The sequence below is a fragment of the Litoreibacter meonggei genome (assembly GCF_003663885.1).
Taxonomy (GTDB): Bacteria; Pseudomonadota; Alphaproteobacteria; order Rhodobacterales; family Rhodobacteraceae; genus Litoreibacter; species Litoreibacter meonggei.
Genome location: NZ_RCCE01000009.1, coordinates 1 through 19,857, shown reverse-complemented (window position 1 = coordinate 19,857; position 19,857 = coordinate 1). Strand labels below are relative to the sequence as shown.

The following is a 19,857-nucleotide window of genomic DNA, read 5'->3' as shown; positions in this document are numbered from 1 at the left end:
CGCTGTGCACAGTGTGCCCAGATGATTGATAGCCATTGTTGGCGGGTTCGGTCTTGCCGGGCTGCTTACTGGCAGTTTCTTGGCCTTTAAACGTGGAAAGAGATTCCAATGACAGACGCCCCAAAAGATGATGATTTCGTTTTTGTTGAAGTCACCAAGACTTTCATGATGTCGAAAGCACAAGCGCGTAAAATGGTGAGTGTTTCGAGATTGATCCACTCCGATAGGACGTTTTTTTCACGGGATGATGATGGAACGGAGATTAGAACGACTGGCGAGGACTTCCTAACAGAGGACATGGATCACGATTACGCCGAAGCCGCTGGCGAGCTTGCCGATCCAGAAGGTCTGTTGGGCCTTGAGCTAGTATCGACATCGAGCAAAAACCTTGATGCAAATGCGGTTGACGAACTCGTGCGGTTTTGGCCTGATAACTGGCGTTCGGATGCACTCAAGCGGCTCGATGATCTTGATGACTAGGGGCAAGCGCAATGCTTGAACAGGTTCAGTATCGCATGGCCGAAGTAATTTTCCGACCCATCCGCGTGCTACGGGCTTGCTGGGTAGCAGGTCGCAAGACAAGCAATCAATACATGCTGGCGGGATGGACCGTTTTTCTACCTACGCTTGGTTTTGGTATCATGCTTGGCAAGGGGTTATCGTCCGATGCGTTCCGCTTTGATGCCGAACCTAGCCTGATCGGAAACATCGGACTGTTCTTTGTTTTGATCTGGCTGATGTTTACGTTCTACGCTGGCCTAATGGCTGCGGTTACTGGCCTCATAGGCACGGTGCGCAACTAATCCCCTATTCTGCCCGCCGCCCCAGGGCGATGCCCTGCGACAACGGGCCTGCGCTATTCGCGCAGAAACGCTATCGCGTCACCCACACCAGCTTTGTCGTCGGCCCCCATCGTATCGTCGTGCCAAACCTTCGCTGGTCAAAATATCTGCAATATTTTCCCCACCTATGAAAAGCCTCGCTAAACCTCTGTTGTGCCGATCGCGCCCGGGCAGCGCGACCAGATCAACGCCGCGTCCCGACATGACCAGATCGCGAAGTCTTGCCGTCGCAGCTTGTCCAAGGGCCAGTTCGTAATCGCACTGCGGTCTGTAGGTCTCTGGCGTGTCCAGCCCAACCAAACGCCAACTATCGCCTGCGAACCGGATAGTATCGCCATCGACAACGTAGATTGCTGACGGCTGCACTCTTTCTGCTTTGACCGGCCCAGCCAGAAGGACAACAACGGCCATCAAACCCGTAAGAAACCACATCGAGGCATGGGTGGGCCGCGAGATTGGCCGCGTGTTGCCTTGTGCGTGAATCCCCGTAGGTTCGTGTGCCGTTGCCACTGTCAGTCGTCCCATCATGCCCACGGACCACCCGTGTTTTCCCTTTGGCAAATCATGCCATAATCGAGAACCAATCGTGAAGCGTTCTTTCACCCATTTCTGTTCTGCAGGAGGATCCTCACTACGGTCTGCGTTTGCGCGCACCTCAGTCGTATTTGCTACCCACGGCAGCTTAAGCATGACGCTGCTTGCCAACAATCTTGATCCTATCCGGCCCTCTAAAAACTGAGCGCGTCGGTTCTCACGTGTCCCCTTGGCGTTGTTTCTCAAACGGACCATCACTTAGTCTTCTCTTAGCGACTGGCTCAGGCTAACGCCCTCCCCTTCAATCAAAAAAACGGTTTCCACCCGAATTAGAATATTATACAATATTATAATATCGTTCGGACCCTCCGCTTTTTGGTTTGATCGCATCGAATACACGCTTGACCGTTTTTTATCGAAACAACTTCACCAAGGAGACACCACAATGAGAACCTTTGCAGAATTTCAGATCATGGGCCGCGTAGGCAAAATCAAGACAGTCGGCAGCACACTTCGCGTCAGCATCGCAGCCGAGTATGGCCGCAAAGACGACCGAGGCGACTTTCAAGCAAACGCCTACTGGAACGAAGTGACGATCTTCAACGAGAACGTCATTAAGTGGGTGAAAGACAACACGCTCCCCGGCGATTTGGTGCACGCTCGCGGCACGCTTCGCCAAACAAGCTGGGAAAACAGCTCAGGTGGCACCGAGTACGGCATGACGCTGGCAGCAGACGATTTCGACAACGCCAGCCAAGACGAACGCCGCCGCGTCGCGAAACAGCAAGAAGGCTCCTAAGCCTTCGGCGGGCCTCATGGCCCGCCCATCCCGCAAAGGTTCCTTTCCGGTCATAAAAACCCAAGAGGTTTTTCCAATCGGACAGGCGACACGTGTCACATCTGGTTTTCAGGAATAACATCAGTTTTTGACGTGACGTTCAACGCTTTGGTGTGGAACGTCGCGCATCTTTGGCTCGATGCAGCCGGTTTTCTGAATCCTATCAATGGGCCCGGAGAAGGTTATCACTTCATCTTGCCATCAAATATATTTTCTGTAGTCACTGCTGACCGTTTGGCCTTCGGGAAGGTACTTCAACACCTCACCAACCTTACGAGACGCGCGTATCGGAATCGGTAGTTTTTGGTTCATCTGCGTAGAATTCCAGTTGATCTTGGTGAGAGAGAACACTTCACGCGCAATTTCGGCAATCGTGCTCTCGCTGCTTTTGTGGGGGCACAGGAAGAGCGGGTTTGGGACATACAACCCTGGATACGTCCCGTAGTAAGGAATGCTCCCGTTTGTATAGAGCAATCCTTTGCCATCCAGATCAATGAATGTGCCTCGCAAAACGGGGTAGTCTCCATCGCGAAGAATTTTTGCCGCGTAATGCTCCTGGACCCAAACGAGGTCGCGAAGCTCCGTGCCCTGTTCATCCAGCGCCTCTAAGAACCCATCAGCTTCCTCATCTCGGAATCGAGAAGTCTTCATGATGATGACCCTCGCCGGATAGTGCTTGTGGTGCGCTCGATAGGCTTCGAGGACGTTCTTGACCAATTCGTATGCGTCTTCTTGGGTCATATAAGGATGGCGACCGCGCGTTTCTGTCTGCGCACGACCACCCTTCAAAATGAACCCTTTTCCACGCTCATCAAACATCTGCGCAGCACTGGTCCAGAGCTGTTGGCCTTCAACGTCTCTGTAAAAACTGATCCCGATGAAACAAGCTTTATACTCCCCGTCTTGAGGCAGGCGACGCCACGGAACACGCCCACTGCCTTTGTAGTATAGCGTCGTCAACAGGTTCCAAGTTCGGCTTGCGACGTCTTGAATTTTGCGGTCGGAGGACTCTTTGATCTTTCGCGGAATTTTTGCTTTTTCATCCAAAACATCCTCCCAAACGATCTGGATAGCAAAACTCAGATCCATCGCTCGCGCTTTCAACAAGCCACGAAAGTTTGGCGCGTCCGAACCGCCGCTGTCGTCTTTTTCTCGGGTTCCACGGGCTTCAACTTTTGCGCCCCAAACTCGTTCAATCAGTTGAACGGGCAACGCGATCATCGCCACATCCGGCCGGTTTCCGCTATCCTCAAGAACTTGAAGCCGTTCGCACACAGCATCGACCGCCATTTCTACGGCCCGTGCATGATCAGGTTCTTTTGAAATCTTATCCATAAGGGATTTTGGAAGGGTCTCCGTACCCCCCTCTTCAATCTCAAAGTTACAGCGGAACGGATTCTGGTTCTGCAATCCGGGGAAGTCTGGGTGGAGATTTGGGTGTTTTTCCGACGCGCCGTCAAAACCCTCTGTCGCGGCAGCCATGAAGGCTTTAGCATCTTCGACGGTTTTGGAACTTCCAACAACACCGACCTTGATCACTTCACCAAGATGCGTTTGAAGCGGCCCTGCCTCACGTAAACCAAGACGCGGGTCAGCATGACTGTGTTTGTCGCCAAACTCCAGCAGGGGCTCGTCGAAGATCTTTCCTTTGAAACCTGTCACAGGCCCAACCCTTCTTGTTTGCTCTCTTCTGCATCGTCGTCATCATCGACAACAATTGGTTTTGGTGAACTCCAAGCCTTTTCAGGCACCGTCGTGGGTAGTTCCACGCTCGGTGGAGGTCCAAATTTTAGCACTTTTGCCGTGCTTGGTTCGGGCGCGAAGAGGTCTAGATCCCCGTCTTCACTTCCAGACAAGAACCGGTGCCACATAATGACCTGCCCGCGTAGAGAGGCGTTGTTGTCGAGGCGTTTTTTCCCCGCCAGCAATGCGCTTGGGTAAGAGTGCGGCGAAAATCCATTGTTCGTGAAGTGGTATGTCGGACTAAGTATCAGATACCATTGGTCAAGCATCAGCTCAAAACGCGGCGTGAATGCGTGATGGCGAACAAATGAGATTTGACCCGGCTCTTTCTTGTTCTCGGAAGCTTTCACAACATCGGTTTCTGTGCGGTTCTTCGTCGCCACATACTTGAAGCTGCGTGGCGTATTTTCCGCCTGAGCGAGGAAATAGAAGATCTTGGTCTCTTTAAACCATCCAAGGTCATCTCTAAACTGGTGCCGCATCAGTTGCTTTAACAAGAACGCGAAATTGTTCTGCTCGTCGCGGTCTTCATGCAGTGCAATGTCCGCGGTATCGATGACATCTACCTGATCTTCATCGATGATGTGGCGCGTGCATTCCTTTCGTGGGTCGTGGAATGACCAAAACGTGCGCCCCTTGATTGACCAATCAAATCGAGGCTCCTCGTCCCGATCAAATAAGATCGCCATCGCTTGGCTTGCAGAATACGGGGTTGACGCCACATAGATTTCATCCGGTAGCTCGATAGGAAGCATGTTGACCAGTGCTTCTTCGCCTCCCCCCAGCGGGGGGACGTAATACCCATGCCCTGTCTTTGGGACGGTGAGCTGCGCGATCGCATCCGCAGCGTCTATGTTGAGCACATCATTCGCCTTGTTGAAGCGCAGTTTTCGTTGCTCAACGCTAAAATCGCGCGGGATTTCCTTCCAATAGAAGCTTTCGTCCGAGCGACGGTAGAGCACCAAGATTATCGGGATGTTTGATATGCGCCAGTATTCGAGGTCGACTGTTCTTAACAGATACGTAAAACCGTCCTCATCTTCATTGGCATACTTGCCAATGTCTGTGGCCTTAACCTGCACCCCGATCATCTGTGCAAGTGGAACACCATCCACCATGACCTCGGCGAGACCATCAATGCCTGCTTCTAGTCGCCCCCGCCCGTCAAACTGGAAACCCATGTTGAGGAATCGTCCCTTCGCCGCGACCTCCCCGATCTCGCCAATAAGCTGGCTATTCGTAATTTGCTTTGCCATCGTAGTCCAATCTTGCCTAGCTACGGCCTGCCGCGCTTTTCGAACCAGCTTTGGCAAAACTTGATAAAATGACGCGTCGGATGCTTGGGCTCGATTTCTTCCTTGCCGCACCATGCCCGCCATTCCTGCTCGAGCATTCGAATATCCCAGCCAGGGGCAGCAGTGCGCGCATCGTGATACGCCTCAGGATCGAGCCTACCCTCGTACATCTCGACGACGGGCATAGGGACGGTTCCCTTGCTGCGAAACACAACGATGTTGCCTTCAAGAGCGGGGTCATAATCGGGGAAATGGTCGTGCTGGTCACTGTCGGCGATGATGTTGCTGATCAGGCGCTTGAACTCCTTGGCTGAAGAGTGTGAGCCGCACTTCAACCGCAACTTTTCAAGCCCAATCCGCCACTCGGAAGACTTTCCGCAGTGTTTGCGCGCGATTTCATACATCCTGCGCTCTAGAGGCTTTTTCAGTCGGAAATAGTCCCGGCTGATCGTCAAAACCTCTTTGGCTTGAATCGCATTAAACACCCAATCCGACAGCGTCACCTGTACTTCTTGAAGCACGCCGTCATTGTCGCGCCGTATCGTCTTTGCACTTTCAACAAGGCCAAAGACCTGCCACTGCCGCTCTTCACCGGTATGGATGTTTGTTTTGATGGACGTTCCACGCAACCGCTCCAAAGCATCTTCAGCCCGACCATATGCGCTACCTCCCGCAGGCTTCCCAGTAGCGACAATGTAGTCGCTGACTTTGAAGCTCACGGTTTTTGAAATTTCTTTTTTATCATTCAAAGCTGCGATCAATTGCGAGATGCAGAAGATCAGTATGTCGCGATCAAAGACTGTCGCCAGTCCCTTTGTTGAGGGTGAAATTTCGATGTAATTGTTGCCATTTTCATAGCGACGGGTTTGATGATCCGGCTTCTTGGAAATCGAAAATACGGGGTGTTCCATACCAGCCATATCGCTCTTAGGCGCGGCATCGAAGATGTCACAAATAAACAGATCCGGTTGTTGGAACCGGTCTGGGAGTAGCGGGTTTGCTAACCGCTTCACTGGCTTATCACCCACCGTCGTCATTGCACTGGCCTATCACCCACCGATTCTATACTTCACTGGCTTATCACACGCTAGTGGCTTATCGCCCACCAAGTCAATCCATTGGCTTATCACCCACCTTTTTGTCAATTTTTGCTGGCTTATCACCCACCTCAAGGCATGAGAGAACCAGTTTCTCTTTAGAAGCAAGGCACTGGCTTGTGACACACTAAATGCTGGCTTATCACCCACCATTTAGTGGCTTATCACCCACCACCTATTTTGCAAGGGTTTGATAAGAATAGCTGAATCCCAATTTTTTAGAACGTAACCCATATATTAACACATATATAACACACACCGTTTTCAGAATTCCCGAAGAACATAGCAGTCCATTAGGCCAACAAACGCTACCGTGTCCACGAAGATAACCTTAGGCAATACCTCACCACATTCACCCGCAATGATCACACGATTGGTCTTGAGGATAGGTTTTCGCCGTTGTTGCCACTGGCGCAAAAACACAATGCACGCATTGTCCTATTGCTGCTATTTCATCCTTCCAACCAACGAAGGGCTTTGCCTTTGTCACCGGACAATCGGTAGGTCTGACAGCCGCGTTGTGTAGCGCGGGCTGCGATGATCCGCCCTGAGCTGCCAAGGCCGCTTCATGCCCTCACTCGCCAACACCATGGTCTTTTTCCCAAACCGATCATTGATCAGATCGAGCGCCCGCATCGCGTCACCGTTTTTGCTGCGTGGGGCATCAAAGAGTGTTCGCGGGCGGTCCTCGATGGGCAGTAGATCATCGAGCATGACACCTGCTTTGGTGAACCCGTATTTCGCCGTCTTCCCTTTCGGCCAGGCGGCGTCTGCACACCGCCGCGCCGCTCGCACCAACTCGAATGTATCGCAGGACATTGGCATGATCCGCGTGGACCGACTGCCCGCGTATTGAGGCCGGTCCTTGCGATGCCGGTTGGTATGGAAAAATACGGTCAGCGCTCCCGCGACGAGCCCATGCTGGCGCAGTTTTTCCGCTGCGCGGGTCACATGCGCCGACACCGCCTGAAACACCGTGTCGAAATCCGTCATAGGCTGACCCGCCGAGCGGGTGACAGCCATACCTTTGCGCTGCGGTTCTACATCATCGAAAGCAAGACAAGGCTCGCCTTGCAGTTCCAGAACCGTGCGCTCCAACACCACTGTCCCGACCGCCCGCGCCTGCCTTAACGGCATGGCGCGAAGGTCTGACGCTGTTCGGATACCAAGCTGACGCAGTTTCGCGTCAGTTTTGCGCCCAATCCCCCAAATGTCGCCAACAGGCACCATTGGCAGAAGCCAATCGGCCAATGTGTCGTCCATCATATCCAGAACCCCAGCGAATATCGGATTCTTCTTTGCAATGTCATTTGCGCACTTCGCCAACGTCTTTGTCGGCGCGATCCCGACGCGCACTGGCACGCCGATGCGCTTCAATACCTCGCGCCGCATTGCGCGGGCATGTTCGGTGCGATCCTTGAACCCGCCAAAGTCCAAGAAACATTCATCTATTGAGTAAATTTCCACATTGGGCGTGAAGTCTTCGTAAACCTCGACCACGCGACGGCTAATGTCGCCATAGAGCGTATAGTTCGAGCTAAAGACCTTCACGCCATGCGCTTTGATCTTGTCGCGCAACAGATGCAGCGGCTCGCCCATCTTGATCCCTAGCGCCTTCGCTTCATCGGATCGAGCGACGGCACACCCGTCATTGTTAGACAAGACGATCACCGGCACGTTTTTCAACGCCGGGTCAAAGATCCTTTCGGCAGAGACGTAGAAATTGGCGCTATCGGAAATTGCGATAGGACGCTTCATTCCAGATCATACCGCCGCACCACACCTGCAATGACACCCCAAATCTCGCTATCCTCGGTCAGCTCAATATCAGGGAATTTTTCGCGGCCATTTGCCGGGGCCAGAAAATATTGCCCATCCCGTTTACGCAGGATTTTGGCAGTCACTGCCCCTTCCACAACGGCAAGGACCGCCCGTCCGATCCTGCGCTTTCCAGCGCGATCAACGGCGATCAGATCACCGTCACGGATTCCAGCGTCCCAAAGGCAATCACCTTCGACACGCCACCAAAACGTCGATGAAGGGTGCCGAACGACCCATGAAATGGGGTCTATTTCGTCTTCCAAATCATCCCCCGCAGGGGATGGAAATCCTGCACTCGCTGGTGTTGTGACCATACGAAGGGGCATACCATTTGCAACGACAGGTGTTTCCACCGGAAAAACAGGCATCCAACATCCCCTATGTTCTTGTATTGTTCTTTTCTTCTTTCCGCTGAATTGCACCAGCCTGTCAAGGTTGCTTACACTTGACGTTGCAGCTTGATTGCGTTGATCACATAGGATTTTCGGTCAATCATTTGATCTTTCCCATTCATCTTCCCCCAAAAATCCTCGGGGGAGCGCCATCGGCGCGGGGGCAGACAGCCCCCTTTGCATCTTGTCGATGGGATGAGACTTGATACAATAACATATTACTGTCTGTTTTGTATTGGATTGCATTATGCGCGAAACATCAATCACGACGCCCAACGTGTTAACGGAAGTCGCATTAAAACAGCGCCTTGAAACAGGTTCGACTCTGATGATCAAATGTTGTCAGTCGCCAACACGTAAGGCGTCAGTTTGGTACGGGCTTTGGACGATGGAGGCTCATCATCCAGACGGGTCTTCACAAATGCTGGTGACTGCCCGTTCACGGCTTGTAGGACAAATTTCCGTCCGCGAGTTCAAGACGGTGACGGGCATCGTTTCGTTCTTGAAAGATTGTGGTTTCACCAAAGTCACCTTTCCAATGATTGAAGGTGATTTCGTCAGCCTTCCAATGGATTCCTAAAGTAAAGCAGACTCAGGATTGATCTTGATGGCCCATGCCCCGCCCTATGGGCAGGGCACCGCGCCCTAGTTCCAGCCGCAAGTGGCTTCCACCAGAACACCGCGTCCCGATGCGAGCTGTTCCAATAGTCGTCGGGCCGTCTCTCCGAGCCGCCCCGTTTCCTTTGTCTCATGCCCGCCCTGGGCCTCGGCGATCTGCCCTGCGGGTGACGGTCGTTCGCTTCGCCTTGTGCAGGCCGCGTTACCCACAATCCCGACACTTCGATGTGTGGTGTCTTCGTTTACGGGAATGCTGGGGTTTGGGATTCAGGCGGTCATAGCCGCCCTAACCGGCACTGGATAACCCCCTGCCCTACGAGCCTTTGGCCCTAAGTTTTCATTGGCTACTTGGGGTTCGGGCAAGCCGAACGCCACTGCGTTGCGTCAGGGTGGAGGCGCGGCCTCCCCCCTCGGACAAGACAAACAGACAGGGCCGTGTCCTCGCTACGCTGCGGGCCGCACCAACCCTATCAGTTTATCTTGTCTCGCCCCCCACCGCGTTCGCCACGTGGCAAGTTTTAGAGCCGACGCCCTTTTAGGGCTTTGGTCAAAAACCCGCACAATTAAGGGGCGCGAAGCCTCAAATGTGCCACCACAAAGGAAATTCAGATCATGGCTAAGATTGATATTCACCAGCACGTCACAGACACAATCATCGCGCAGATTGAAGCAGGCACCCCACCTTGGCGTAAGCCGTGGACAGGTGGCGCAGGTAGCGCTGCCCTGCCCTTGCGTCATAACGGCGAACCATATCGCGGCGTTAACATCTTGATGCTTTGGGCATCGGCACACATGAGCGATTTTTCATCAGAGAGGTGGATGACTTTCAAACAGGCGGTTGACCTTGGTGGTAGCGTCAAAAAGGGATCAAAATGCGCCCGTTCTGTCTTTTATGGCACGTTCGAGAAGGAAGGCGACCAGACCGAAAGCGCAGCCGAAACAGGCGAAGGCAAAACCCGCATCCCGTTTGCAAAATGCAACAACGTTTTTAACGCCGACCAGATCGAAGGCTTGCCAGCCGAGTTTTACGTTTTGCCCGATCCGCCCCGCGATCTTGGAACTGAAACAGACCCAGAACTTGAAGCGTTTTTCGCCAGTACCGGAGCCGATATTGTGACCAGCTGCGAACCCCGCGCATATTATCGCCCGTCAACAGATCAGATTCACATGCCGCCGATAGCCACCTTCTTTGATGCTGCTCGATATTTTGGAGTTTTAGGCCATGAATTGACCCACTGGACAGGCAGCACGAAGCGGTTGGACCGTCTTGGCAAATTCAACGACCGCAAAGCCTATGCGTTTGAAGAACTGGTGGCCGAAATCGGCGCTTGCATCCTTGGCGTGAAACTTGGGATCGAGCCAGATTTTGACCAAAGCGCGGCCTATGTTGAGGGATGGCTTGAAGCCCTGAAAAACGACAAAGGTTTGATTTTCAAAGCAGCGTCAGAAGCGCAGAAGGCAGTAGATTTTATCATGGACGCCGCCGAGGTCACAAAATCCCAAGAGCAGGCGGCAGCGTAAGGAATCCCCCTACCCCGCAATTCAGCCAAAGAATTTTCTATGTCTAGTGCCCCTGCCTGATTAGGTGGGGGTTTTTTGCTCTGGGGTATTGGTGACGCGGCAGTGGACGAGCTGCGCCCGCCCCCTGCCCCGCCGTGCGCTTCGCGCCCTGGCCCTTTGGGCCAGATCAGGTGCAGCTAAACGGCATCGGATCACCGAGGCTGACGGTATGCGACACATCATCAACGGAAATTTCTACGGTGTTATGCGACCTAAATCCCGCCAACAGTGGTTCCCACGCGCCACCTTCGTTTGTGGATTTTGAGATGCGACCATAATCAAGCGTTGCTTGGATTGTTATGAGATCGGGAAAACGGAAAGTCGCAACCGCGTTCATTTCCAAGTCAGAGCCAACACCGACCATCACAGCGCTGACGGTTGTGCCGTAAACTGAATTGGGGTCACAAACGAGGGAAAGCACCATGACAGGATCAGCTGTTTGGTAGAGGTCCACACCCCGCTCCATTTCATGTTCCCAAGCTGAAACTGAAAACGGAACTACCGCGAGTGTAGCACTAAAAACTAGGGGTGTGATGATACGCATAAACTGCCTCCTTAGCGCAGACAGTCTAACACTTTCAGTTTGCAAACCCAAGATCATGCGTTGATCGCACCGGCCTCTTTCCACTCATTTGTCCACACATCATAGGTGGCAATCACATCGCCAGTTGAGCGAAAAAGTGTCAGTGATCCGATTGTTTTTGGATCATTCATGTAGGCCGATCCGAACGCCCTCAACGTCGCCTCATCATCAGAGTAAACGGTGCCAAGATTATGCACCGCGTCCTCTGCTTTGAGACGCAACATTCCATTACTCATAGATCACGTCGGTTCGTTTGCCGTCTTTCCACATTGGCACCTCAGCGCCAGTGTTCCATCTGTAGAGCCAGCCTACAACCACCCGCGTTTTCCGGTCTAAGATTCGTTTGATAGGTTCTGCATGAAGTCTCTTTTTGCGTGCCATGGTTTTCCCTTTGCATTGATTGAGAACAGCACTTTCCCGGCCTGATCTGAAAACCATTGAGGAAGGGCAAGCGACTGCTTTCCCTGAGTATGCGCGGAGCTTGAGAGGATGGGGGTGAAGCCAAATCGACAGGGTTGGTGCGGCCCGCAGCGTAGCGAGGACACGGCCCTGTCTATTTTGCTTCAGGGGGAAGGAAGTCGAAACTCCTTCCCCCTCTTAACGATATTGCGGAGCGGCTTTGCCGATCCTTCTATCAATACTTGCTGTTTAGTTCTTCAATGACAGCATCGAGGCAGGACCAAAACAGAGGTTCAAACTGACCGCGCATCATTGCACCGTCAGATGACAGGCCAAGAGGGTCATGCTCTTGGCGGAGTTGATCCAGCATCGCAGCTGGTATGCGTTTTGTGCTTTTGTAGCCTTGGCGCATTGGCATCCGTTCCGTGTCGGTTTTTTCTACGAAAGCTGCCTTCGGTTCAAATTGTTCTACGGCCCGTCTGCCTGCCAATGTTATGGCGTCCTTGGCTGAAATTCCTTTGGCTTCCAAAGCGGTCAGCTTTTCGTTTTGCTCGACCTTTACCGCCGCAGACAACGCTATTTCGCGCTTTTCGCCTACGTCTGGTTTCGCCGCTGGTTGAGCGGCTTTGACGATAGGCTTGGGGGTAGGTTTTGATGCAGGTTCAGCTTTTGCCTTTGGTTCTGATTTTTGCGGTTTGACTGGCTGGGTTGAAGGCACTTTTGGTGAAGGTATCGGTTCTGCTTGCTCTGCAACCTTGTGTGTCGGTAAAGGCTGCGAAAAATCCGATGTGTACGCCGGATCTGAGCCTTTGATGGCGGTTCTCTTTTTACGCGGCATTAGCTCGCCTCCGTCAGCGCATCCAAGATGGACGTTGCTTCTTCAAGGGCCTCATCAAAGTGTTTTGCATGGACACGCATCAAGGGCTTTTCACTGTTGCGACGGTCTATTGCGATTTGATGGATAAATCCCTCAGCTGACGCGTCCTTGTGTTGTTTCCGTTGCATAAAATAATCTTCCATGACCGGAAATTGTGATACTGCTTGGCGTTCGACTTCTAGTTCGGCCTTGCTTTGTTTTGCTGGCACGTTTGACAGCACAACATGAAATGATGGTAGCGCATCGGGGTCTTCGGCTCGTTCCCGCAATCCAACGTACCAGTTGAACGTGTCGGTAGTGATTTCAAGATCGTCATCACTGAGCATCATCGGGACTACGACGGCATCACTTTCAGCGGCCAGATCATCCGCCCAAGCGCCCGCCGCCCCGATTGTGTCGATGAAGATGTAATCGGCAGTATCGTTTTCATATGCGGCGTCCGTTTTCTCGGACAAGTCTTTTACAACAGTTAAAGGTTCGATTGAGAACAAAGGGTCACTGATCTTTAGCTTGTTCGCCCAACGTGCCAATGCTTGTTGCGGGTCGGCGTCAAACACAAGGCAGCGTTTTCCACGTGACATTGCGGCGCTGACCAATGCGCGGGTCAGGGTGGTTTTTCCTGCCCCACCTTTCCGCGTCATGATCGCTATCACCTTCATATTTTCGTTTGGCATGTATCCTGTTCCCTGTATCTTGTCCGGCGTTCTTTGCATTTGGTTCGTTGTCGCTTGTCATAGGTATTGTGTCAAGTGTTCCTTGTCTAGTGTGCGGTGTTGTGTCGTGTGTGGCGTGTATCGTGTGCGGTGTTTTGTATCGGGTATTGTGTCGCTTGTAGTGGGTATTTTGAGTGTTGTTACGTGTTCGGTGTCTTTGGTTGAGTGTCGCTTGTGACTTGCGCAGTGTTTCTTGTATTGTGTCGAGTGCGCCTTGTTGCTTGTGTCTTGAGAATTAGAATAATTACGTATCGTGTTGCTTGTTCTGTGTTTCGTGTGCTGTTGGAACGCAAAGCCCAAATAATGCCGACGAGGTGCAATCGAGGGCGCGCAATGTGCTGATATACGGCGCGAGGGGGCAGGAGCGCGGCCACAGCAGGCATTCTCGGTGATTTTGGTAGGGCAGGGGCCTAAAGTGCTTATGGGCCGCGAGGCGGCGCATTTTCGGCTTGGGCCGACACCTACGGTTCTGGGCCGGTCTCGCCTTTGGCTCGACACGACCTCACCCAAGGGTTCGGTCTGAAATTGAATACAATTCACTTTTAACGACTTCGACAATATTATGATAGCGGTGCAACTTTATAATTGTGTCGAAGTCTAAGTGATTGTATGGAAGGTGGCAGGAAATAGGGAGTGTATGTTCGCATGGCTGGCCGCCGACGCTTATCTGATTTGGAGCGATTGGAAATCGTCCGTGAAACGCGCAAAGGCGTTTCGGCTCAGGTCCTTGGGAAGCGTTTCGGCGTTACGCCGAGAACAATCCAGTACACCGTCCGCCGCGAAAAGTTGCGAAAACGCGATAGCGGCATACGAACCGCTCAGATTGGAACAACAGTCACACCCGAGGAATTGCGCGACTTTGAGGCGTTGCTTGGACGGCACGGCATCACCAGCCGATCTGACGGTATGCGGCGTTTGATCCAAGCTGCGAATGGCGTTTTTCAGCCTGACGAACATCTTGCCGATGAGCTCAAAGCCTTTCGCGCAGCCCTAAATCGCGTCGGCAACAACGTGACGCAGATCGCAAAAAGGATGAACGAGGCGAACAACAAGGGAATGAGGCCGTCATTTGGTCCATCAAGTTTGGGTCAGATGCGTAGCCTCGCTGGGTTCGTGTTGGACTTCGCAGACCAAGTTGATCTTTTGACCCGCCGCAGAACTGACGGGATCAGTATTTTGGTCAACGAAGCCATGAAGGAGTTGGTCGATGGCGAGGAATGATGCAGTCAGCGCCGTTACTGGTGAGATTTTCCGCGAGGGATGGAGCAAGGTCCGTGGGTCGATGCAGGGCCTTGGTCAAAAGCGGCCACAAATGGTCCGCGCAGCCAAGGGCCACAGATCAGCGGTTTTCAAGCCAGTCCGGTCAGGTGGATGCCAGACAAAGAAAGAGCTGACCAATCAACTCGAATACCTGACAACGAAATCCTCTCATATCGTAGATGGCCGAGGAGTTCTTGACGGTAAACGGCAGTTGAATGCTGATGAAATCAAGAGCGTTGTTGATCGCTTTTCTGGACGTTGGAGTGAAGGTTTCCGGCCAAAGATGGGTCATACAACACATTTGCTCATGTCTTATCCAAAAGGGACTACAGGCGAAGATGTGCGGGACATATCCGCAGCGGTAAGCGAACGGTTTTTCGCGAATGACGAGCGCAATTTTGACTACATCATCGCGATCCACGAAGACCGGGATCATCCACACGCCCACATAGTCATTAACCGCAAGTCCCAAGAGGGCGAGTTCTTCTATCTGGGGCGGGACCACCACTTTAACTACGACGACTTCCGTACAGCGATGGTTGAGGAAGCTGAAAAGGTTGGTGTGAGGCTTGAAGCTACCAAGCGCGTGGATCGTGGCGACACAACTTATGCCCCACGCACAAAAGAAATTTACGAAGCGAAAAAAGAGGACCGTGAGCCGGTTCAGCGTGAAAGGGTCGGTCGCGACCTGGACCGCGCGTTAGCCGAAATTGCGACCACAGCGAAAGCATATCGTTCATTGGCGGCTGAGGCCAACGACGAGAACCGCGAAGACATTGCAAACGCGTTGTTTCGCGCGGGTGAAATACTCGCGGCAGGCGGCAAACTTGAACAAGATGGAGAGATTTACATGGCGAACCAAGAATCCTTTGACGATCTTCGTGGCCGCTTTTCAGACCGGGCAGAGCGGGTTGAGCAGTTTGTGCGCGATGCGCCAGACAGCATGAAAGCGCTATACGAAAAGCAGTTGGATCAGATTTACCGGAATGTAGCCCACATGCAGCCCATGGGCGTGCGTTCACAGACGTTGAACGATGCGCCGTCTGATACTGGCGTCTACTCGGAAACCAACATCAACAAAGAGGGTGTTGGCGCAATGAAAGAACCGGAAACACGGGCACAGATTGAGACAGCATTGCGTGGAACCGGTATTTCGTCATCTGCGATCATTGCGAGGGTAGAGCAGGGGGCCAGCAATGCGTCACTTGAGCAGCGTTGGATTGCAGACGATTTATCCAAGATTGCCAAGGAAGACGGGTTGAATCTTGAACGGCAGGAGGACTTGGCTGTTGCCGCACAAAAACTGGACGCAGCACATGTTCGGTTGGGTGAGACACTTGAGAGGGCCGAAGTGCTTAAAGATGATGGGATTGTCTACAGCGATGATCAAGAGCGCCCATCTGACGAAGAATTTGCAAGCATGATGGAAAATGCAGCAGACGAAGACTATCGCAATGACATTGCCGACCAACTTAGGGCCGAAGCTGGGGCCGAGCGGGCCGAGATTGAAGGTATTGCGAAGGCTGGGCGTGAAGAAGCCGTATCGGACGCCTTCAAACAAAATATGAAGTCTATGGAACGTGCCGGTATGCCTGCCTCTGTCATTGGAGGCTACACCGTTGAAATGACGGATCGGGCCGAGCAGCGCATTGATGAAAACCCCGAATTGATCGGAATGAGCCGTCAGGATCGCCGAGAATTTGAAGCGTTGGAGAATGATCTTACCCAAACTGGCGAATTTCTGGATGGATCAGAGAACGACGCAAAATTGCAGCAAGACCGAGAGGTGCAGTTTGAAGCCTTCGCCGCAAAGTCATCAGCGCATGCGCAACTTGCGTCAAGGGCATGGGATAAACTTGGCACTGATTTGGACAAGCCGAACGGTTTTGTTGAAGGACAACGCGATACTGTTGCAGTTCGAAACGACAATGAAACTACCGCCCAGCAAATCGACCGTGGTGTCATTGAGCAGTACGAAAACCCGACGAGCGACTACGCACGATTTGAACGGCTTGGTTTCGAGCGCAATCAAGCAGGTGGAAAGATTGACGGCGTGGCAATGGGAGAGGCATTTACGACACTCGCCAAAGACCGAAACGATGGAGCAATGTCACTCGAAGAACGGCAGCGCACCGACGAATATCTAAAAGACACGGCGGATCAGTATGGCGACATGATGCGTTCTGCGCTTTTGCGTCAAGATACGCGCGAGTTTCGAGAACATGAGCATGAAGACCATGAAGCGTATAGCGAAGCCAGTCAGAAATTCGAGCTGGAGCGGCTTCGTGAGTTCGACAACGCAGTTAGGCCGTATCGTACCGATCAAGTCGAAAGCGCCGAAATGCGCCGCGTTATTGAACATGAGAAAGTCGAAAAGATCGACGGACCATTCGACCAATTTGGTGGCGAACATACCTTCCGTGACGATGTTGAACGCGAGTTGAATGATGAACAACTAGAAGCGCTCAAGAAAGGTGATGCAGACGCGCTTTCAGAGGTCATTGATAACCGTCTTGACCGTCTGTACGCCGCGAAAGCCTACCTGCAATCTGACGAGGCAACCGCCAATAGCGAAGCCACACGCGAGGTCATTTCTGAAATCAACGACGAGGAATATGACGCCATAAGGTTGAAGCAGGTTCACGCCAACACAGAGAAGGGTCAGACTCATGGATAAGGGCAAAATCGCGACAGGCATCGTCCTGCTGACCCTGCTGTTTCTCGCCATCGGCTACGTAATCGCTACAGCGTTTTTGACGTTCCGAGACTTTGGCATGAATGCCGATTTGGACTTCATGTGGTTGGCTCAAAACTACCGTGGCTTACAGCAATATCGACCAGATGATGTTCGCTTGGTGAACCTCATTGTCGGCGGTTTCGGACTTGCTGGTCTGCTATTGAGTGCCGTCTTGTCAGGGAACGCCTTGACCAAGTTTGGTAAGACTGTGTGGCAGACATCGACGCATATGAAGAAGAACGGGTTTTTCAATAAACCCGGCCAAGGCTTCATTATTGGCAAGCTGGGGAAGGCGAAGGGCAACGGTAAACTCATCAGCTCGAAAGTTTTTCCACATGCTTTGATCGTCGCCCCAACGGGTCGGGGTAAAACAACCGGCTTTGTAATCCCCAATCTACTGACTTTCAAAGGATCAGCCGTTGTGCTGGACGTTAAAGGCGAAAACTTTGAAGCAACTGCGCGGCATCGAGCGGCCCAGGGTGACGAGGTTTACCGTTTCGCACCGACAGACTGGCATGACCGACGCAGCCACAGATATAATCCCTTGCTGCGCATCGCGGAATTGGAAGATCCCGACCGTCAACAGATGGAGCTACAGTTACTTGCTACTCTTTTCTTGCAGGCTGATAGCGACCGCGTTCAAGGTCTGTTGAAGGGCGGTATTGATCTGTTCGTAGCAGCCGGCCTTTTGGCCTTCCAACGGGGCAATCCCACTTTGGGCGAGATTTACAGGATCACGGCCAGCGGCGGTAACAAGCAAAAAGAGTTCATGGACCGCAGGGATGAAGTCACGAACCGTGCAGCTAAATTGATCATGGAGCGGCTGGCCTCAACGAACAACGACACGCTGACGTCCTACGTATCGCTGCTTATGACGTCTGGTTTGGATCAGTGGAGCAACCCAGCGATCGACAAGGCAACACAGGTTTCAGACTTCGATTTTCGCACCATCCGAAAGAAACCGTTTTCTGTTTTTCTGGTTGTTTCGCCCAACATGGTGAAGCCTCTGGCGCCATTGATCCGCTTGTTCTTTTCAGACCTGATCTCATCCATGCAAGACAAAGAACCGGGCGCTGATGAACCGTGGCCGGTTATGATTATGCTCGATGAGTTCAATCGGCTTGGCAAAATGCCTATTGTCACTGACAGCATTGAGACGTTGCGGTCGTATCGAGGACACTTGGCTATCGTTACGCAGACGATCCCAGCTTTAGACGAGATATACGGCGAAAACACCAGACGCGCGTTACAGGGCAACGCAGGTGTGAAATTGTATCTGACCCCATCGGATGAAAAGACCGTCGAGGAATTGAGCAAAGCGGTAGGTAAAACAACGAAGCGGGTTGTCACACGGTCGCGTTCAATCGGGAAAAACCCGTTTGAAGGGCGCAGCATGTCCGAACGTACTGAAGAAACTTCATTGTTGCCGGAGGACGAAGCTCGACGCCTCCCGCTTGATGAAGTCATTATTGTTGTTGATGCTCAAATGCCAATCAGAGCCAAGCGCATCCAGTATTTCGATGATCCATTTTTCAAAGCGATCCACGGTGCACAGAAGGGCGACTTACCGTTTCCAGAAAAGGAGATTGCTTCAACGCCTTTGTCTGAGCAGGCGGCGGCGGGACCGGCTGCACCTGTTGCAACATCTGAAAGCCCAATGGATCGGCCTGTTGCAGGGCAAGAGCCAATGCCGGAAGGTGGATCCGCGGTTGGGCAACAGGACGAGCCAGAAGAGAGCAACGAAGGTAAAAGTCCCAATGAAACTGACAGTGTTGGGGCCAGCTTGGATACGGATGCTGCGTCTATTGGATTGGCTAACAACTTGCCAGAAAGGGCGCAGGTCAAGACTTCAAGTCGCAAAGCGAAGACGATTGCAAAAGCGACTAAAGACTTTGAGGATCGACAAGGCCAGCTTGATCTTGCGGAACAACAGAAGTTGCAGTTCCCCGATCAAGTCGAAGCTACGGAGGAAAACATGGTTGCCATGCAAGACGCTGACGATGCCTTATCGCTGATGGAATCCGAAATGGGTGGAGAAGGGCAGGGGGGTGTATCGGTTTCCGCCGCTTAGTGATCGAGGCACACGAACAGAAAAGTCCCGCTCGATTGAGCGGGACTTTTGTTTTTCTACTTACCTGCAAGTCTATCTGACCTGTCCTTGAGGCGTTGTTGTTGTGCGCCGGTTCCTGTTGGGTTGGGCGCGCGTTGGGAGTCGTTTGCAGGTTGGCGGGGAGTATCGTTGGGGTTTTTACCCCCCATCAATGATCTTGCCTTGAGTGCAACAACTTCGGCACCAGTCGCGTTACCAACGGATTGACGGTTGTATGCTTGTTGGCTTCCACCCAACGCGCGTCCAAACGCGTAGGTGCCACCCAAGCCGCTAGTCATAGCGGGCATGACAATGTTGCCTGAAATTGCTCTGACGATGAATGGAGTGGCGATAATGAAACCCTTTGCCATCAAGATCATCATGAAGAACGGGATCAAAGCACCAATATTCGAAGCACCTGCGGGATCACCGAGTTCAGTAATCAGCGCCCCTGCCACA

At 52.6% G+C, this 19,857-nt stretch carries 19 protein-coding genes and 1 pseudogene; 8 read left to right on the top strand and 12 right to left on the bottom strand.

Annotation, left to right across the window (positions count from 1 at the left end):
* The first annotated feature begins 108 nt into the window (after positions 1–108).
* Positions 109–480, top strand: a complete 372-nt coding sequence (locus BCF46_RS18815; protein WP_121028171.1) for a hypothetical protein — start codon at positions 109–111, stop codon at positions 478–480.
* Positions 481–491: 11 nt separating this feature from the next.
* Positions 492–803, top strand: coding sequence for a hypothetical protein (locus BCF46_RS18810; protein ID WP_121028169.1), 312 nt, complete (start codon positions 492–494; stop codon positions 801–803).
* 78 nt (positions 804–881) lie between these two features.
* Here BCF46_RS18810 and BCF46_RS18805 read toward each other — a convergent pair whose 3' ends face one another.
* Positions 882–1,352 (bottom strand): thermonuclease family protein, encoded by a 471-nt coding sequence (locus BCF46_RS18805; RefSeq protein ID WP_211332849.1) that lies wholly within the window; start codon positions 1,350–1,352, stop codon positions 882–884.
* Between the two features lie 469 nt (positions 1,353–1,821).
* Between BCF46_RS18805 and BCF46_RS18800 the strand changes: the two genes are divergently transcribed.
* The gene (locus BCF46_RS18800; protein WP_121028165.1) at positions 1,822–2,175 is read left to right on the top strand and encodes a single-stranded DNA-binding protein; all 354 of its coding nucleotides are present in this window, start codon (positions 1,822–1,824) and stop codon (positions 2,173–2,175) included.
* A 240-nt stretch (positions 2,176–2,415) separates the two neighbouring features.
* Here the strand turns inward: BCF46_RS18800 and BCF46_RS18795 are convergent, their stop codons facing one another.
* The 5 genes from BCF46_RS18795 to BCF46_RS18775 form a co-directional block, all read right to left on the bottom strand.
* Positions 2,416–3,876: an argonaute/piwi family protein gene (locus BCF46_RS18795; protein WP_121028163.1), complete on the bottom strand. Its 1,461-nt coding sequence runs from the start codon at positions 3,874–3,876 to the stop codon at positions 2,416–2,418.
* A complete protein-coding gene (locus tag BCF46_RS18790) occupies positions 3,873–5,336 on the bottom strand; it encodes a DUF4365 domain-containing protein (RefSeq protein ID WP_211332848.1) in 1,464 nt (487 codons plus the stop codon). The genes BCF46_RS18795 and BCF46_RS18790 overlap by 4 nt, the downstream gene beginning before the upstream one ends.
* On the bottom strand, positions 5,234–6,289 hold the full coding sequence (locus BCF46_RS18785; RefSeq protein WP_121028159.1) for a replication initiator protein A: 1,056 nt from the start codon (positions 6,287–6,289) through the stop codon (positions 5,234–5,236). The genes BCF46_RS18790 and BCF46_RS18785 overlap by 103 nt, the downstream gene beginning before the upstream one ends.
* Before the next feature lie 546 nt (positions 6,290–6,835).
* Positions 6,836–8,107: a Y-family DNA polymerase gene (locus BCF46_RS18780; RefSeq protein WP_121028157.1), complete on the bottom strand. Its 1,272-nt coding sequence runs from the start codon at positions 8,105–8,107 to the stop codon at positions 6,836–6,838.
* On the bottom strand, positions 8,104–8,538 hold the full coding sequence (locus tag BCF46_RS18775; RefSeq protein WP_121028155.1) for a LexA family protein: 435 nt from the start codon (positions 8,536–8,538) through the stop codon (positions 8,104–8,106). Before BCF46_RS18775 ends, BCF46_RS18780 begins: the two co-directional genes overlap by 4 nt.
* A gap of 271 nt (positions 8,539–8,809) precedes the next feature.
* On the opposite strand from BCF46_RS18775, the gene BCF46_RS19640 reads away from it, so the two are divergent.
* Positions 8,810–9,142, top strand: coding sequence for a hypothetical protein (locus BCF46_RS19640; protein ID WP_147436024.1), 333 nt, complete (start codon positions 8,810–8,812; stop codon positions 9,140–9,142).
* 650 nt (positions 9,143–9,792) lie between these two features.
* Complete coding sequence (locus BCF46_RS18770) at positions 9,793–10,701, top strand: ArdC family protein (RefSeq protein ID WP_121028153.1); 909 nt, start codon at positions 9,793–9,795, stop codon at positions 10,699–10,701.
* 166 nt (positions 10,702–10,867) lie between these two features.
* Here the strand turns inward: BCF46_RS18770 and BCF46_RS18765 are convergent, their stop codons facing one another.
* The 5 genes from BCF46_RS18765 to BCF46_RS18750 form a co-directional block, all read right to left on the bottom strand.
* On the bottom strand, positions 10,868–11,284 hold the full coding sequence (locus BCF46_RS18765) for a hypothetical protein (protein WP_147436023.1): 417 nt from the start codon (positions 11,282–11,284) through the stop codon (positions 10,868–10,870).
* Positions 11,285–11,337: 53 nt separating this feature from the next.
* Positions 11,338–11,547, bottom strand: coding sequence for a hypothetical protein (locus BCF46_RS18760; RefSeq protein ID WP_121028149.1), 210 nt, complete (start codon positions 11,545–11,547; stop codon positions 11,338–11,340).
* Positions 11,548–11,551: 4 nt separating this feature from the next.
* Entirely contained in the window at positions 11,552–11,704 is a 153-nt protein-coding gene (locus BCF46_RS19845) for a hypothetical protein (RefSeq protein ID WP_170157987.1), read from the bottom strand.
* Between the two features lie 253 nt (positions 11,705–11,957).
* Positions 11,958–12,560, bottom strand: a complete 603-nt coding sequence (locus BCF46_RS18755; RefSeq protein WP_121028147.1) for a hypothetical protein — start codon at positions 12,558–12,560, stop codon at positions 11,958–11,960.
* Positions 12,560–13,312, bottom strand: a complete 753-nt coding sequence (locus BCF46_RS18750) for a ParA family protein (RefSeq protein ID WP_121028145.1) — start codon at positions 13,310–13,312, stop codon at positions 12,560–12,562. The genes BCF46_RS18755 and BCF46_RS18750 overlap by 1 nt, the downstream gene beginning before the upstream one ends.
* A 645-nt stretch (positions 13,313–13,957) precedes the next feature.
* Here BCF46_RS18750 and BCF46_RS18745 point away from each other — a divergent pair.
* From BCF46_RS18745 to BCF46_RS18735, 3 genes are read left to right on the top strand one after another with little or no spacing between them, the layout of a single operon-like run.
* Positions 13,958–14,533 (top strand): helix-turn-helix domain-containing protein, encoded by a 576-nt coding sequence (locus BCF46_RS18745; protein WP_121028143.1) that lies wholly within the window; start codon positions 13,958–13,960, stop codon positions 14,531–14,533.
* Positions 14,520–17,249, top strand: a complete 2,730-nt coding sequence (locus tag BCF46_RS18740) for a relaxase/mobilization nuclease domain-containing protein (RefSeq protein ID WP_121028141.1) — start codon at positions 14,520–14,522, stop codon at positions 17,247–17,249. The genes BCF46_RS18745 and BCF46_RS18740 overlap by 14 nt, the downstream gene beginning before the upstream one ends.
* Positions 17,242–19,380 (top strand): type IV secretory system conjugative DNA transfer family protein, encoded by a 2,139-nt coding sequence (locus BCF46_RS18735; protein WP_121028139.1) that lies wholly within the window; start codon positions 17,242–17,244, stop codon positions 19,378–19,380. The genes BCF46_RS18740 and BCF46_RS18735 overlap by 8 nt, the downstream gene beginning before the upstream one ends.
* Before the next feature lie 56 nt (positions 19,381–19,436).
* Here the strand turns inward: BCF46_RS18735 and BCF46_RS18730 are convergent.
* Positions 19,437–19,857 (bottom strand): annotated as a pseudogene (locus BCF46_RS18730) (TrbL/VirB6 family protein); the annotation flags it as partial.

Excerpts from the sequence above, each read along its gene's own strand:
- BCF46_RS18810 (WP_121028169.1), top strand. The coding sequence starts at position 492 with ATGCTTGAACAGGTTCAGTATCGCATGGCCGAAGTAATTTTCCGACCC.
- BCF46_RS18735 (WP_121028139.1), top strand. The coding sequence starts at position 17,242 with ATGGATAAGGGCAAAATCGCGACAGGCATCGTCCTGCTGACCCTGCTG.
- BCF46_RS18815 (WP_121028171.1), top strand. The coding sequence starts at position 109 with ATGACAGACGCCCCAAAAGATGATGATTTCGTTTTTGTTGAAGTCACC.
- BCF46_RS18760 (WP_121028149.1), bottom strand. The coding sequence starts at position 11,547 with ATGTTGCGTCTCAAAGCAGAGGACGCGGTGCATAATCTTGGCACCGTT.
- BCF46_RS19845 (WP_170157987.1), bottom strand. The coding sequence starts at position 11,704 with ATGGCACGCAAAAAGAGACTTCATGCAGAACCTATCAAACGAATCTTA.
- BCF46_RS18785 (WP_121028159.1), bottom strand. The coding sequence starts at position 6,289 with ATGACGACGGTGGGTGATAAGCCAGTGAAGCGGTTAGCAAACCCGCTA.
- BCF46_RS18740 (WP_121028141.1), top strand. The coding sequence starts at position 14,520 with ATGGCGAGGAATGATGCAGTCAGCGCCGTTACTGGTGAGATTTTCCGC.
- BCF46_RS18750 (WP_121028145.1), bottom strand. The coding sequence starts at position 13,312 with ATGCAAAGAACGCCGGACAAGATACAGGGAACAGGATACATGCCAAAC.
- BCF46_RS18790 (WP_211332848.1), bottom strand. The coding sequence starts at position 5,336 with ATGGCGGGCATGGTGCGGCAAGGAAGAAATCGAGCCCAAGCATCCGAC.
- BCF46_RS19640 (WP_147436024.1), top strand. The coding sequence starts at position 8,810 with ATGCGCGAAACATCAATCACGACGCCCAACGTGTTAACGGAAGTCGCA.
- BCF46_RS18775 (WP_121028155.1), bottom strand. The coding sequence starts at position 8,538 with ATGCCTGTTTTTCCGGTGGAAACACCTGTCGTTGCAAATGGTATGCCC.
- BCF46_RS18755 (WP_121028147.1), bottom strand. The coding sequence starts at position 12,560 with ATGCCGCGTAAAAAGAGAACCGCCATCAAAGGCTCAGATCCGGCGTAC.
- BCF46_RS18765 (WP_147436023.1), bottom strand. The coding sequence starts at position 11,284 with ATGCGTATCATCACACCCCTAGTTTTTAGTGCTACACTCGCGGTAGTT.
- BCF46_RS18745 (WP_121028143.1), top strand. The coding sequence starts at position 13,958 with ATGGCTGGCCGCCGACGCTTATCTGATTTGGAGCGATTGGAAATCGTC.
- BCF46_RS18800 (WP_121028165.1), top strand. The coding sequence starts at position 1,822 with ATGAGAACCTTTGCAGAATTTCAGATCATGGGCCGCGTAGGCAAAATC.
- BCF46_RS18780 (WP_121028157.1), bottom strand. The coding sequence starts at position 8,107 with ATGAAGCGTCCTATCGCAATTTCCGATAGCGCCAATTTCTACGTCTCT.
- BCF46_RS18770 (WP_121028153.1), top strand. The coding sequence starts at position 9,793 with ATGGCTAAGATTGATATTCACCAGCACGTCACAGACACAATCATCGCG.